This window comes from Pseudomonas sp. GW821-FHT01C01, assembly GCF_059422645.1.
The window spans coordinates 217,878-231,187 of record NZ_JBWKXF010000002.1 but is presented as its reverse complement, the minus strand read 5'-3'; the positions used below and the strand labels follow the sequence as shown (position 1 = coordinate 231,187).

Here is a 13,310-nt window from a genome sequence, read left to right as displayed (position 1 = left end):
CGTCTACGTTTGGGATTATGTGAAGACTAAAACTATCTCGCCGAGAAACTGGATCAATACTCTTGCCCCCTGCCACCGGGATCAGGCTCAAGCGTCGCTTCGGCTGCGAATCTGCTGAGTTCGGCATTGCGGGCAGAGCATTCGATAGAGCTGAAGGTTTCCCTAGGCACCACTATAAACTTTTGGTTTACACAGACTATCGCAATTTCCGACTGCACAGCCTTCAGTGGTCATTAGAAAATAAAATGCGGTGGTTGCAACGAGGGATTCGGAATCGCAACAGGCTCCTACTTGGGCTGCCAGCACCTTGGCAGCTCGCTATCCGGCTTGCTGAATGGCCATGATGTGCCGTTGACCTAATTAAACGGGGCTCAAATTTGGCGGTTTGCTGCGCTGGCTTCAAGGGATTGGACGTTAACGCAGAGAAAGAACCGGAATGGGTCATTTCGAATTGTGAGTCTAATGTTTGGGCTGCGGTCGCGCGCTTTCTAGCTCTCCGGCCACGCCATACTCTTGGCAATATCGCTTACGCCCGCGATTTTTCACCAGGCGTTAAAATCCCTTGCTGATATTGACTGACCCATTTGTTGCCTCTGAAATATCCTGCAAGACCACCATTTTTGAGTATTCGGGTGGGTCAATGAACTCCGGCAGCCTGGGGCGACCGGGTCAAGACATTTTGCGAGCATGGCAGAGTTCCCCTTCAACAACGCGGTGCTGCACTGAACAACCTCACGGGGGATAGGTTCTACTCGCAAACTCATTCACGAAGGACTTGACGGCGTCGCCCCCCCCTCAGTAACCGTCGGCATCAATGTCGCAATTAACGCCCGAACAGCCCCCGGCAACGCCTCCAGCTCCCTGACCAAAATACTTCGTTCGCGAATCGCCCAAGGCTCATCAATTTCAACGATCTCGAGTTCCATGGTACGACTGTGCCGAAGTGCGGCAGACTCGGGAATAATCCCGATCCCCACCCCGGCCTCAACCATCCGACAAATCGCCTCGAAACTCGACACCTGGATCCGTAAAGACAAGTTTTGCCCGAGTCGCTCCACGTGGTCACGTAGAAAGCTCAGCAGTGTGGTGCCTTCATGCAAGCCAATGTGCTGAAACGCCAACGTCTGCTTCAACTTCACCGGCTCCGGCCCAGCCAGCGCATGCCCCGCAGGCACCACCAACACCAGTCGATCGGTACTGAAATGCATCACCTGCAGCCCGGCAGCCTCCACTGGCCCGGCGATAATCCCCATATCAGTGCTGCCGTCCAATACTCCTCGCACGATATCTCGCGACATACGCTCCTGGAGGTCAACCGTGACCGCAGGCCGCTTAGCCAGAAAACCTGCCAGTACTTCCGGAAGAAATTCGGTCACTGCCGTAGTGTTGGCGAAAATTCGTATATGTCCGGCTGAGTCGGCATCGTTGGTGGTGAACTCAGATTTCAGATAATCCACCTGCCGCATGATCAGTCGCGCATGTTTGAGTAAGCGTTCTCCGGCGGGAGTCAACTCGACGCCCCTGCTGTCCCGGTACAGCAAACGTGTATCAAGTTGGTTCTCTAGCGCTTTGATACGGGCGCTGGCCGCCGCCGGCGACAGGAAAGCCCGGCGCGCACCTTGGGTCAGGCTTGGTGATTCGCCAATGTGTATAAACAAGCGCAGGTCGGCCAGATCGAAGTGCATGATCGTTTCCAGGAAAACACTGAGTGTTCAGCATACATGAACGCCGGTATACGGAAATGCAAATTCTCAGAATGCCGAACACCTTGCATGATCCCTCACAGAACAACAACTGGCGAGGGTATCCCGCATGGGTGCTGCAGATTTTTCAACTTGGCTGGGACGCACTGAAGAGGCTCAGGATCATTTGAGCCGAAACCTGATCAAGCGCATCGCCGCTACTTTTGGTGAAGACACTCCAGCTACTGGCGCGGCACTTCCGCCGCTTTGGCAGTGGTGTTTCTTTCAAGAGCCAGTCGAGGAGTCTCGACTTGGCTCGGACGGTCACCCAGCACGCGGTGGATTCCTGCCTCCGGCTGGCAACCGAAACCGCATGTGGGCTGGGGGCCGCATCGAATTTATCGAACCACTGCGAGTTGGCGGTGAGGCCCATCGTTTATCAACCATCACCCATATCGAAGAAAAGATCGGCCGTACAGGCGCGTTGTTGTTCGTTACCGTGCGCCACGAGTACTCCCAAGACGGTCGTTTAGCGATCCGCGAAGAGCAGGACATCGTTTACCGAGAGCCGAATCCACCTAAGAGGAATAGCGGCCATGCGCTTGATGAGGGTGACTGGTGTGAAGGTATCGAGCCCACTCCAACGCTGCTTTTTCGCTACTCCGCCGTGACCTTCAACGGCCACCGTATTCACTACGACTACCCCTACGTCACCGAAACTGAAGGTTACGGCGGACTGGTAGTCCACGGGCCGATGATCGCCACCCTTAACCTACGCGCATTTTCACGCGCCAATCCCGATGCGCGTCTTCGTCACCTCTCCTATCGCGGTGTCCGTCCTCTGATCGCACCTGAGCCTTTCACCGTAGGCGGGCGAATCATCGAACCCGGAAAAGCGCAGCTGTGGGCGGGCAACGATGCCGGAATCGCTCAAAGCGCTGAAGTCCTGTTCGACTGACACCGTTACCGTGTTTTAACAATGTGCCCCTGCCTGCCCTAGTGAGAACCTAATAATGAACCCGAACGATAACGAAGAACTGCATGTCATCCGCGAAGGCGTGCGCGCCTTGTGCGCCGAATTCGATGCCGCTTACTGGCGCAAAATCGACGAAGAAAAAGGTTTCCCGGAAACGTTCGTCAAAGCTTTGACCGACGCTGGCTGGTTGGCTGCGATGATCCCGACAGAATATGGCGGCTCGGGTCTGGGACTGGCCGAAGCCTCCGTGATTCTCGAAGAAGTGAATCGCTGCGGTGGTAACTCCGGCACTGTTCACGGGCAGATGTACAACATGTTCACTCTGCTGCGTAACGGTAGCGAGGCGCAGAAAAGCTACTATCTGCCAAAGCTGGCGAGTGGTGAACTACGCCTGCAATCGATGGGCGTTACCGAGCCCACTACTGGCACCGATACCACCAAGATCAAGACCACCGCGATCAAGCGCGGTGACAAGTATGTGATTAACGGACAGAAGGTCTGGATCTCGCGCATTCAGCATTCCGATCTGATGATCCTGCTTGCGCGTACCACGCCATTGGCAGAGGTGAAGAAGAAGTCCGAGGGCATGTCGATCTTCCTGGTCGATCTGCGCGAGGCCATCGGTAACGGCCTCACCGTGCAACCGATCGCCAACATGGTCAACCATGAGACCAACGAGTTGTTCTTCGACAACCTGGAGATCCCTGCCAGCAGTTTGATTGGCGAAGAAGGCAAGGGCTTCAGGTACATCCTCGACGGCCTGAACGCCGAGCGCACCTTGATCGCTGCAGAGTGTATTGGCGACGGTCGTTGGTTCATCGAAAAGGCCAGCGCCTACGCTCGCGACCGCGTGGTGTTTGGTCGTCCAATCGGCCAGAACCAAGGTGTGCAGTTTCCAATCGCCGAAGCCCATATCGAAATTGAAGCGGCCGACTTGATGCGCTGGCGTGCTTGCGAGGAATACGACAGCGGAATGAACGCCGGAGCCAGCGCCAACATGGCCAAGTACCTGGCGGCAAAAGCCTCTTGGGAGGCGGCCAACGCCTGCCTGCAAACCCATGGCGGCTTCGGGTTTGCTTGCGAATACGACGTCGAGCGCAAGTTCCGCGAAACCCGTCTGTATCAAGTCGCGCCGATCTCTACCAACCTGATTCTTTCGTACGTTGCCGAGCACCTGCTCGAACTGCCACGCAGCTTCTGAGGACATGATAATGAGCCATACCCAAGCCCTGGCCAGCTTCCTGGCCGAGCTGAAATACGACGACGTTCCCAATTCTGTTCTCGACCGCACAGAAGACCTGTTTCTCGACTGGCTCGGCTCCGCGCTGGCCAGTCAAGGCTCGCATCCGATCCCGCTGTTCGAGCGCTATGCGCAACATATGGGGCCAAGCGATGGCCCAGCGAAAATCCTGGTCAATGGCCTTGGGACGTCGGCGTATTTCGCTGCTCTGGTGAATGCTGCGTCATCGCATTTAGTTGAGCAGGACGATCTACACAACAGTTCGGTACTGCACCCGGCTACGGTGGTGTTTCCCGCTGTATTGGCGGCCGCCCAAGACTTGGGCAAGTCTGGACGTGACTTGCTGCTGGCCTCGGTTGCCGGCTATGAAGCGGGAATCCGTATCGGCGAGTTTCTGGGCCGTTCGCATTACACGGTGTTTCACACAACGGCTACCGTCGGCACGCTGGCGGCAGCTGTCGCCGTTGGCAAGTTGCTTGATTTCGATACGGAGAAATTTATCAACGTGCTAGGTAGCGCAGGAACTCAAGCTGCCGGGCTGTGGGAATTCTTACGCGATGCTGCTGACTCCAAGCAACTGCACACGGCCAAGGCGGCTGCCGATGGTCTGCTTGCGGCCTACTTGACGCTCGATGGTCTGACCGGTGCCCGAAATATTCTCGAAGGTGACCAGGGTATGGCTGCCGGAATGTCCCGCGATTCTAATCCTGGCAAATTATCTGACCGTCTGGGTACGCGATGGGCGCTGGCTGAAACCTCGTTCAAGTTCCATGCATCGTGCCGTCATACCCATCCAGCGGCCGATGCCCTGCTGCTACTGATGAAACGTGAAAACCTGCATCACGAGCAGATTGCCGGGGTCAGAACCCTTGTTCATCAGGCTGCCATTGACGTGCTGGGACGCGTGGTGGTGCCACAAACCGTGCACCAGGCCAAGTTTTCCATGGGCGCTGTGTTGGGCTTGATCGCTGTACACGGCAGCGCGCAGTTGATCGAGTTTCAGCAAAAGTCGCTGACCGATCCTGACGTAGCCGCATTCCGCGAAAAAGTCAGCATGGAACTCGACAAAGAAGTCGACAGTGCTTACCCGGTGCGTTGGTTGGGTCGAGTGATCGTTACTACTACCGACGGGCGCACGCTATCTGCAGCCATTGACGAACCCAAAGGTGATCCGGGCAACACTCTTTCGCGGTCTGAGCTGGAGGACAAATTCCAACGCCTGCTGGCCTTCTCCGGTGCACGAACAGTAGAACAGGGCAAGACCTTGATCGAAAAGGTGTGGCAACTGCGCGATGCCACTTCCCTGAAAAACCTGATCTAGAAGCCACCCCGTAGGGCAGCCCTGGGCTGCGATCGACCAGGAGCCGGTTGGGTTCAATGCTTATCGCAGCCTACGGCAGCTCACAGGTTTGGCGTCAATTGAGGTACAGAAACATGACCACCCAGCATAATCTGCGTCCTCTGGACGGCATTACTGTCATCAGCCTCGAACACGCAATTGCTGCGCCGTTCTGTACACGGCAACTGGCCGACCTCGGCGCTCGCGTGGTAAAGGTCGAGCGCCCCGGCAGCGGTGATTTCGCCCGTGGGTACGATGAACGGGTACACGGCCTGGCGTCACATTTCGTCTGGGCCAATCGCTCCAAGGAAAGCCTGACCCTAGACCTGAAACAGGACGAAGCGGGCGAAATCCTTATGGCTCTTCTGGGGAAAGCCGACGTGCTGGTGCAGAACCTGGCGCCGGGGGCTGCTGCCCGCATGGGCTTGTCATTCGAAGCGTTGCATGAGCGCTTTCCTCAACTAATCGTCTGTGACATTTCGGGCTATGGCGAGGGCGGGCCTTACGAGAAAAAGAAAGCTTACGACCTGCTTATTCAAAGCGAGGGCGGCTTCCTTTCCGTGACAGGTGGGCCCGGTGAAGATGAGATGGCAAAGGCTGGTTGCTCAATCGCTGATATCGCTGCAGGCATGTACGCCTACACCGGAATTTTATCGGCGTTGATGCTGCGCGATAAAACCGGGGTTGGCAGTCGCATTGATGTGAGCATGCTCGAGAGCCTGGTGGAGTGGATGGGTTACCCGATGTACTACGGATTCGAGGGCGCGGCACCGCCACCTCGTGCAGGCGCGTCCCACGCGACAATTTACCCCTACGGCCCCTTCCCTACCAAAGGCGGCGATACCGTGATGCTCGGGTTGCAGAACGAGCGTGAGTGGGCACTGTTCTGCGAAAAAGTGTTACTGGATACAGCACTGGCGACTGATGAACGCTTCTCAGCGAACTTCAAACGTTCTGCCAACCGCGAAGTGCTACGCCAGATCATTGTTGACGGGTTTTCGCAGCTGAGCGTCGACGAAGTCGTGGCCCGACTGGAGTCCGCGCAAATCGCCAGCGCTCGGGTCAACGATATGCAAGGCGTGTGGGATCACCCACAACTTAAGGCCCGCGACAGTTGGCGTGAAATCGACAGCCCCGCCGGCAAATTGCCCGCGCTATTGCCACCAGGGCGAAATACGTCCTTCACCCCACGCATGGACTCGGTGCCGGGGTTGGGAGAACACAACATGGGCATTCTCGCTGAGTTGGGTTTCTCTAACGAAGACCAAGCGCGGTTGGAGGCAGCAGGGGTCATCTGAGCCCTAGGTTCTGTTTAGGAGCCGTCTTGTTGGCAGTGTGTCAGATATAGCCTCGCCAACAAGCTGGCTCTAACAGAGGTCGATGAAGTAAACCAACCGCTAAACAATGACAACACAGGAAGCCTTCCATGTCCGGTTCCACCATTCGTTCCGCACTCTTTGTGCCTGGCAGCCGCCCTGAACGTTTTGCCAAAGCACTGGCTGCGGGTGCCGATGCCGTGATCGTCGATTTTGAAGACGCCGTCGAAGAGTCCCTCAAGCGCCAGGCACGGGACAACCTCGCCGCATTTCTGCAAGCCGAAACACAAGCATCAGTCTGGGTGCGTATCAATGCTCCAGAGCACGCTGAACATGCCGCCGATATCGTCTTTTGCCAACAGCAATCGGGCATCGCTGGAGTTCTACTACCGAAGGCCGAAAGTGCGGCTCAGGTCGCCGCGGTAGCAGGCACAGACAAACCGATATGGCCAATCATAGAAAGTGCGCGCGGGATTTTAAAACTCGCTGAAATCGCTGCCGGACAGAGTGTTCAACGTTTGGCATTTGGCGCCTTGGATTACGGACTGGACTTGAACCTGAACCTAGGCTCACCCGCGGGTCAGTTCGTGCTAGATCAAGCACGCGTGGCGTTGCTACTGCATTCACGGGACGCTGACTTGCTGCCGCCGCTGGACGGTGTCTACCCAAGTATCGACGACCTGGAAGGTCTGCATCAAGCTATCTGCCACGCGCATGAAATGGGGTTCGCCGGCGCTATGTGTATCCATCCCAAGCAAATTCCAGTTATCCAGCATGCGCTGTCCCCGAGTGCGGAAGTGTTAGCTTGGGCGCAACGAGTCGTTGACGCCAGCGCACACGGTCGTGGTGCCTTTCAAATTGATGGGCAGATGGTCGATGCGCCAGTGCTGATCCGTGCGCAACGGATAATCGCGATGGCTTCGATCAATCCGAACACTCATCGATGAAGCTGGGATTTTCTTAAGCATCCGGTCTTGTGTGCTCTGCATTTACCCACGCACTAAGTTGGCCGAGGTAGAGTGCCGTGCACATATGACTTGGCTTTGCTTTGAGATAATGAACCGCCCGAACACAGATTGAGTTCGGCTAGATCTTCGACTTGATCCTTTCAGAAATCAACGCTGAGAGCACACCTAGGCGCCCAGTGAAAAAATGATCCGCACCTGGTACGACTCTTACTGACGCGTTACTCCGCTCAGCCCACCGAAGAGCCTGCGATAGCGGAGCGCTTTCGTCCATCTCCCCGTGTATCAAACATGCTTCAGCGACTACTGGTGTCGCGTAGTTTCTCTTGCCTGGAACCTCGCCATCTGGAAGCCCACAGAGAATAACGTCATCACAGGATAGAGAGGCCTGCGCCAATGCCTGCTCTACTCGAGCCGCAATGAAGGCACCAAAGGAAAATCCCATCAGAATGAAGGGCACCCTGCCCTCCCTTTCGCGCAGCAGATTGATCAAATCGATGATGTCCTGAGTTTCAAGAACTCCACCATCATATTTACCTGATGATTTCCCGACACCTCGAAAATTTGGACGATAGACACTCACACCTAGCGCGTTAGCGGCACGCATCATCGTAAAGGGGACTTTGTGATTAGCATTACCCCCTAGCAACGGATGAGGATGGGCAATCAACGCTACCGCTTTAGGTGATGCCAGACAGTCGCTCAGTACCTCTGTGACGCCATTGGATACTTCAAAAAATTCACTTGTTGCCATGGAAAACACCGCAGCTAGTTTACGCGTCCCTCTACCTGGGAGCTCGCGTCAGCGCCCGTCGGGGGGCTTAGTTCTGGGACAGGTACATCTTCAATAACGCGCGACAGCAGTACCATTGGTTTTTTGCTATTTATAATGGCAAACATCATACCCCTGGCGCTTCTGGGCAATTTCTTGATAAGGCTCTTGGCCGTGTCCCTGAGCGCTTGATCCGTCCCGTGAATCTTGGCCGCCAGAAGTAGACAGATAGTTGCATCGATCATATTCATGAAACGTTGGTCTCGACAACTACAGCAGGATTTATAACGTCCAGTAGACACCGTTTTTCTGGTAGTTCATTACTAGATACGCTATCAAAATTAAAAATCAGTCTCATGTGTTGCTCAGCACGACGCAGCAGAACTAGCATCGTGCTGGCTCATTGACCGAGTAATGGGCCTAGACGCTAAGGCACAAGTATTTGATTTCCAGATAGTCTTCAATACCGTATTTGGAGCCTTCTCGTCCCAATCCGGAGGCTTTAACACCGCCAAATGGGGCAACCTCGTTAGAGATCAGCCCAGTGTTGATGCCAACCATCCCATACTCGAGCGCTTCAGCGACGCGGAACACTCGACTCATGTTCTGGGCGTAGAAGTAAGAAGCCAAGCCGTACTCCGTATCGTTGGCCATCGCGATGACTTCAGCTTCGTCTTTGAAACGGAACAGCGGTGCCAGTGGCCCGAAAGTCTCCTCCTTTGCCACGGCGGCATTCGTGGGCACATCAGCCAAAATAGTTGGCTCGAAGAAATTCCCCTCCAGGCCGTTCCCACCCGAAAGAATCTTGGCCCCCTTGCTCACTGCGTCAGCGATGTGTTCTTTGATCTTCGCCACGGCTTTTTCGTCGATCATTGGCCCAGTGGTAGTACTCAAATCCAGACCGTTACCGACCTTCAGCTTAGCCACTCCTGCTTTTAGCTTTTCTGCGAAGGCATCATAAATAGCATCCTGCACGTAGATCCGGTTGGCGCACACACAGGTTTGCCCGTTGTTGCGATACTTGGAAATGATCGCGCCCTCAACGGCTTTATCAAGGTTGGCATCATCGAACACAATAAACGGTGCATTACCGCCCAACTCAAGAGAAACCTTCTTGATGTCCTTGGCACACTCACCCAACAGCTGCCGGCCGATTTCGGTTGAGCCAGTGAACGAAAGCTTACGCACGATCGGATTACTGGTCAGCTCTGAGCCGATATCGCCAGCGCTCCCAGTGACTACGCTGAATACACCAGCAGGAATTCCTGCACGCTCTGCAAGTGCCGCTAATGCGAGCGCTGAATAGGGGGTTTGCGAAGCGGGTTTGAGCACCATGGTGCAACCGGCGGCCAGTGCGGGGCCAGCCTTGCGAGTGATCATCGCCGACGGAAAGTTCCAAGGTGTAATGGCGGCAGTAACACCGATGGGCTGCTTTAAAACGATCAATCGCTTGTCCGGTTGGTGGCCCGGGATCACATCGCCATAAATTCGTTTCGCTTCTTCAGCAAACCACTCAAGAAAGGACGCCGAATAAACAACTTCCCCTTTAGCTTCAGATAAAGGCTTGCCCTGCTCGAGCGTCATCAGACGAGCGAGATCGTCTTGGTTTGCAATGATCAGCTCAAACCAGGCCCGCAATTTACTTGAACGCTCTTTGGCAGTCAGAGCACTCCAAGCTGGAAGTGCGCGGTTTGCAGCCTCAATGGCACGCCGAGTTTCGACTGCGCCCATTTTAGGCACAGTGCCAAGAATCTCATTGGTGGCTGGATTGTTCACCTTGATCGTCTGGCCACTGTCGGCATCAACCCACACGCCATCTAAATAGGCTTGCTGTCGAAACAAATTGGAGTCTTTGAGCTGCATGATCACTTCCCGCCTTATGATTTTGTGTCGAAAACTGCTCCGGTGAATTGGCCATCATCGCTGGAGTTCAACGAGGGAAATATGGTCACTGTGGCTACTTGGGAGGGGCCATTAAAGCCTGCTCCTAGCGTCACAGACACGAAGCAGCTTCAATCCTATCTCCAAAAGTTAACGGCCTGTTTTTTCGCGCATTCACATTTTCCGAAGCCCCCGTTCACCGAAATAAAATCAACCGTTAGTTTTAAATAGTTCCCTTCGGAGTTCGCTCAATCCACGGCCGTAATCTGGGCAAGCAACTATTACTTTTCTTAGGTGGAATACTCATTTCAATGGTTATACGTCTGACGATCTGACCGGCATTATGCAGAAATCGGCGACTAACTGACTGTATTCCTGCAAGCCGCCACCAAGAGTGGCGGATAGACTGACCATTCCACTCGAAGATCCCGCTCACCGCGGAAATCTGACTGATCCAACAACAAGAAAAAGCTCAGTTGATTACAAAGCGGGCATGTCCCGCCTAGATACATGTTGTCCTTACTGCCCTACCTCTAACGTTGTGCGCCAATGATGTGTCACACCTCGTGCGTGGCCGCTGTTTGTTCACGCTTTCGAATGGAAGAAAAGAATGTCAAACCTAAATAATCTCAAACGCAAATTATCCCTACTGGATCTCACGCTCATAGGACTGGGAGCCACGTTCGGTTCTGGATGGCTATTCGCATCAAGCCACGTTGCAGCCATTGCCGGCCCAGCGGGCATCATCTCCTGGATAATTGGTGCTGCTGCCGTGTTTCTCCTGGGCCTTATGTACTGTGAGCTTGGGGCAGCGATGCCAACCACTGGTGGGATATTGCAGTACCCGATCATCAGCCATGGCCCAATGCTCGGGTACATGATGGGTTTCATTACGCTGGTTGCTTATTCCAGCGTCGTAGCGATCGAGGTGGTAGCAGCCAGACAATACGCAAGCGCATGGTTTCCATCCTTGACTGAAGTAGGCTCAAGCTCTCCCACAATGCTGGGGTGGATGGTTCAATTCTGCTTGCTTTGTTTGTTCATGTTGACGAACTACTTCAGCATCAAATCGTTCGCCCTGGCAAACAACATCATCAGTCTGTTCAAGTTTATAGTGCCGATCTGCGTAGTCGTGGTGCTATTCCGACACTTCAACAGCGAAAACCTGACCCAGTCTGGATTCGCTCCAAATGGCGTTGAAGGGATTGGTGCCGCGATTTCCGCAGGCGGCATTATTTTCGCGTACCTCGGGTTGACTCCAATCATTTCCGCGGCGAGCGAGGTGAAGAATCCTCAACGTAATATTCCACTGGCTCTCATGCTCTCCATCGCTTGCTCAGCCGTCATCTATTTGCTTTTACAAATAGCCTTCTTGGGTAGCCTGCCCACTGAGATGCTCGCCAATGGCTGGAGTGATCTGGGTAGCAAGCTTCCACTCCCCTTCCGTGACATTGCGTTGCTGCTTGGGGCAGTGTGGCTTGCGACGATTGTGGTTGCTGATGCAGTGGTGTCCCCCACCGGTTGCGGCAACATTTTCATGAACTCCACATCACGAATTGCTTGTGGGTGGGCAGGGTCGACAACTCTGCTGAATGGCTTTGCCAAGGTCGATCCAAAATCCGGTATCCCTCGCCGAGCATTGTGGCTGGCATTCGGACTCTCGGTGGCCTGGACGCTGCCCTTCCCATCCTGGGAAAAACTGATCAGCGTCGTTTCAGCAGCGCTCGTGCTTAGTTACGCAATCGCGCCAATTTCGGTTGCAGCATTGCGGCAGCGGAAATTCTCTCGGCCATTCAAGGTAAAAGCTCTTTTCTTGCTCGGGCCGTTGTCGTTCTTCGTGGCCAGCTTGCTGGTATTGTGGTCTGGTTGGGGCGTCATCTCTTGGCTCGCCGGCTTGCAGATCCTGATCTTCATCGTGCAGTTGGTGCTTAAATCGATGAGCGGTACACGTTCGACGATGCATAGGGAAATCGGATCATCACTTTGGCTGGTTGTTTATTACGCTGGGATGATGGGGCTTACCTGGGCAATCGGGCCTGGCAAAGTAAGTGAAGTAACCGTAATTTCGATCCTGGCGATGTTCTCGACTGCTATTTACTTCTGGGGAGCCACAAGCTGTTATCCCCTCACCGAGAAGACGGACTCGCTTGCTATGCCATCTGGGGACTTAAAACCGCATACCGTTTAATCAACCATGAACTGATGCCAAGCCAGCCAACAGGCCGGTTTGGCACATGTGAAGCCTACTGTTTTCCATACCTTATACTCAGCGCCTCGTGAGTTAGGATCTGTGAATCAGAGTCGATGCTACATCTGGCATCGCCGCATTGAATTGACCACCTGGTTGCGTACTGTTTGACCAAGGTGAGATTCGCACTCACCAGCAGTTCAACAAATTAGAGCTCCACCAAGATCACATGAGCGACCGGGCCCGTGAGTCGCTCCCTTCTGAGACAGAAGGAAGCGACTTAGGCCGACTCAGTTGATTGGCCGCAGGCGATATTGCGGCGGCAGGTGCTCAAAGCCACTGATGGTTGAGTTCAGGCTCTTCCAGCGGCCATCCTTGATGCCATAAATGCACCCATGGATCGACAGGTTCTGACCGCGGCTCCAAGCGTTCTGGATGATGCTGGTGTGGCCGACGTTGGCCACTTGCTGGATCACGTTAAGCTCACAGAGGCGATCGACCCGTTCTTCTTCAGTCGACAATTTGGCCAGTTCTTCGCGCTTTTCGTAATAAAGATCGCGAATCGAACGCAGCCAGCCGTCGATCAGGCCGAACTGGCGATCCTGCATCGCCGCACGCACACCGCCACAACCATAGTGCCCGGTGACCAGTATGTGTTTGACCTTGAGCACATCCACGGCGTATTGGATTACCGACAGGCAATTCAGATCAGTATGCAGCACCACGTTGGCCACGTTGCGATGTACGAACAAATCGCCCGGGAGCATGCCTACGATTTCGTTGGCAGGCACCCGCGCATCCGAACAACCGATCCAGAGGTATTCGGGGGTTTGCTGACGTGCCAGTTTTGCGAAAAAATCAGGATCTTCCTGCTTAATTGCATCGGCCCAACGCTCGTTGTTATCGATCAGTATTTGTAGATCGTTCATGTTCAAACCTCATAAATGATCC

General features: G+C 54.5%; 10 protein-coding genes and 1 pseudogene. 6 read left to right on the top strand and 5 right to left on the bottom strand.

What is annotated here, in order from left to right; genetic code table 11:
- Positions 1–764: 764 nt before the first annotated feature.
- Complete coding sequence (locus AC07XF_RS02475) at positions 765–1,685, bottom strand: LysR family transcriptional regulator (RefSeq protein WP_492583370.1); 921 nt, start codon at positions 1,683–1,685, stop codon at positions 765–767.
- 127 nt (positions 1,686–1,812) lie between these two features.
- Between AC07XF_RS02475 and AC07XF_RS02470 the strand changes: the two genes are divergently transcribed.
- The 5 genes from AC07XF_RS02470 to AC07XF_RS02450 all read left to right on the top strand — a co-directional run bounded on the left by AC07XF_RS02470 (position 1,813) and on the right by AC07XF_RS02450 (position 7,500).
- The gene (locus tag AC07XF_RS02470; RefSeq protein WP_495025250.1) at positions 1,813–2,640 is read left to right on the top strand and encodes an HTD2 family dehydratase; all 828 of its coding nucleotides are present in this window, start codon (positions 1,813–1,815) and stop codon (positions 2,638–2,640) included.
- 55 nt (positions 2,641–2,695) lie between these two features.
- Positions 2,696–3,859, top strand: coding sequence for an acyl-CoA dehydrogenase family protein (locus AC07XF_RS02465; RefSeq protein ID WP_495025249.1), 1,164 nt, complete (start codon positions 2,696–2,698; stop codon positions 3,857–3,859).
- A gap of 10 nt (positions 3,860–3,869) precedes the next feature.
- Positions 3,870–5,219, top strand: coding sequence for an MmgE/PrpD family protein (locus AC07XF_RS02460; protein ID WP_495025248.1), 1,350 nt, complete (start codon positions 3,870–3,872; stop codon positions 5,217–5,219).
- A gap of 113 nt (positions 5,220–5,332) precedes the next feature.
- A complete protein-coding gene (locus tag AC07XF_RS02455; RefSeq protein WP_495025247.1) occupies positions 5,333–6,535 on the top strand; it encodes a CaiB/BaiF CoA transferase family protein in 1,203 nt (400 codons plus the stop codon).
- A 128-nt stretch (positions 6,536–6,663) separates the two neighbouring features.
- Complete coding sequence (locus tag AC07XF_RS02450; protein ID WP_495025246.1) at positions 6,664–7,500, top strand: HpcH/HpaI aldolase/citrate lyase family protein; 837 nt, start codon at positions 6,664–6,666, stop codon at positions 7,498–7,500.
- A 139-nt stretch (positions 7,501–7,639) separates the two neighbouring features.
- Here the strand turns inward: AC07XF_RS02450 and AC07XF_RS02445 are convergent, their stop codons facing one another.
- The 3 genes and pseudogenes from AC07XF_RS02445 to gabD form a co-directional block, all read right to left on the bottom strand.
- Positions 7,640–8,272: an alpha/beta hydrolase gene (locus AC07XF_RS02445; RefSeq protein ID WP_495019235.1), complete on the bottom strand. Its 633-nt coding sequence runs from the start codon at positions 8,270–8,272 to the stop codon at positions 7,640–7,642.
- 151 nt (positions 8,273–8,423) lie between these two features.
- Positions 8,424–8,541: pseudogene (locus AC07XF_RS02440) on the bottom strand (DUF7740 domain-containing protein); the annotation flags it as partial.
- Positions 8,542–8,710: 169 nt separating this feature from the next.
- Positions 8,711–10,153: an NADP-dependent succinate-semialdehyde dehydrogenase gene (gabD, locus tag AC07XF_RS02435; RefSeq protein ID WP_495025245.1), complete on the bottom strand. Its 1,443-nt coding sequence runs from the start codon at positions 10,151–10,153 to the stop codon at positions 8,711–8,713.
- A gap of 628 nt (positions 10,154–10,781) precedes the next feature.
- Here gabD and AC07XF_RS02430 point away from each other — a divergent pair.
- Positions 10,782–12,359, top strand: coding sequence for an APC family permease (locus AC07XF_RS02430; RefSeq protein WP_495025244.1), 1,578 nt, complete (start codon positions 10,782–10,784; stop codon positions 12,357–12,359).
- Between the two features lie 290 nt (positions 12,360–12,649).
- On the opposite strand, the gene can is transcribed toward AC07XF_RS02430, so the two are convergent.
- Positions 12,650–13,288 (bottom strand): carbonate dehydratase, encoded by a 639-nt coding sequence (gene can / locus AC07XF_RS02425; protein ID WP_492583388.1) that lies wholly within the window; start codon positions 13,286–13,288, stop codon positions 12,650–12,652.
- Between the last annotated feature and the right edge of the window lie 22 nt (positions 13,289–13,310).